The organism is Parendozoicomonas sp. 209JJ7-1 (assembly GCF_058147085.1).
In genome coordinates this window covers 1-1,434 of record NZ_JBYVJU010000067.1, presented here as the reverse complement: position 1 = coordinate 1,434, position 1,434 = coordinate 1, and the positions used below count along the sequence as shown (strand labels likewise).

2 protein-coding genes are annotated in these 1,434 nt (G+C 40.9%); both read right to left on the bottom strand.

Annotation, left to right across the window (positions count from 1 at the left end; all coding sequences use genetic code 11):
* Positions 1 to 59: 59 nt before the first annotated feature.
* The gene (locus ACY2RQ_RS19330) at positions 60 to 470 is read right to left on the bottom strand and encodes a hypothetical protein (protein ID WP_490114647.1); all 411 of its coding nucleotides are present in this window, start codon (positions 468 to 470) and stop codon (positions 60 to 62) included.
* A 91-nt stretch (positions 471 to 561) separates the two neighbouring features.
* A complete protein-coding gene (locus tag ACY2RQ_RS19325) occupies positions 562 to 1,272 on the bottom strand; it encodes a hypothetical protein (RefSeq protein ID WP_490114646.1) in 711 nt (236 codons plus the stop codon).
* Positions 1,273 to 1,434: the final 162 nt, after the last annotated feature.

Below are 1,434 nucleotides of genomic sequence, written 5' to 3'. Positions count from 1 at the left end.
ACTCAGCTTCACCTAACGCCCGCATCAGGTGCGCCGAAGGCGTCACTTGGATGCGCTTGTTAGCTGCCTGTTGCTGATGTTTCTCTTGCTCGCCTTGCTAGTGCCCAATGAGCAAAGAACATAAAGAGATCAATGAGAATAATAATCAACTTTTGCGCTATTCCTTGAAGAGCCTGACGTTTTTCTGATTGTATTACCTGCTGATAATCGGATTTCCGTTTTTCCGTTAGGTCTTTTCCGTTGGGAAATATTTCAGAATTATCTTCTCTTGTATATTCGTAATTATTTGAAAAACATTTTTTGTACTGAGAATCAGTTCTATGACACTCATAATCGTGGTTGCTAATAGTGAACTCTGGAGCATTTAACTCCACTACATTCCATAGAATAAACCCCAAAGTTATAACAAAACATGCAATAGTAAAAAAACAAACTGCGAGTGCATATATTTCAAGAATTGTTTTCTTCATTTATTATCCTATTTGTTCCAACTTTGTTGAATGTTTCGTGGCAGCTAACGCCCGCATCAGGTGCGCCTCTGGCGTCACCTGGATGCACTTGTTAGCTGTATATTCTATTTTTGATGCCTGAAACCATTTCTTCTGTGGCTGGATTGCAACCAATGTGCCCTAGACCCTGCATAGTTGTAATCTCTATGTATTCGTGAACAAGTTTTGGTTTCCCAAATTCGAGTGCCATATGACTTAGGGCGATACACATAGGCTTCACGTGGACAAAATAACCTGGAAAGATTTTTCTAATCATCATTTTCTCAGATAATATGTCTTGTTTTTCAAGGCTCGCATTTATCAGTTGGTAAAAAATATTCGCATCTTTCCTTAACGCTTCAGGGGGTAATGCTGTTAGTAACTCTTCTCCGTTGCCCCATCTAGAATTAAAATCAGAAAATTCAAGGATTGAGTTTTGTATGATTGATGAGATCAGTTTTTCAGCATCTTCGGGTGAATTTCCATATCCAAAAAGTTGCATATTGTTTGTGTCACGCCATCTTTTAGACAGTACACATGTTTCAGGCGTAGGATGCTTAGTATTCGGTATGTGTGAAAAAGATTCAAAGCTAGGCAAGTATGTAAAATGAATTCCAATATCAACGCTGAACTCATTACCCCATTTTCCGGGAGAAAACTCTATGCAATGTAATTGGGAATTAGGGAGTTCTCGTGAGTATATGCTTTTTTGTGCAGAGAAGTCAGCAGCCTTTTCTTTCATTACCCTCTTTCGAATACTGCCAAACTCTCTTGCATTAATCATAACTTTATCTTCTCAACTGGTATTCATTGCTCGATGGATGTTGCAGCAGCTAACGCTTAGCTCAGCGGCCGAGGTACGAGGTCCGCTGCAACGCTTAGCTCAGCGGCCGAGGTACGAGGTCCGCTGCAACGCTTAGCTCAGCGGCCGAGGTACGAGGTCCGC

Bases quoted from the DNA above. Each gene is read 5' to 3' on its own strand.
- ACY2RQ_RS19330 (WP_490114647.1), bottom strand. From the start codon at position 470: ATGAAGAAAACAATTCTTGAAATATATGCACTCGCAGTTTGTTTTTTT.
- ACY2RQ_RS19325 (WP_490114646.1), bottom strand. From the start codon at position 1,272: ATGATTAATGCAAGAGAGTTTGGCAGTATTCGAAAGAGGGTAATGAAA.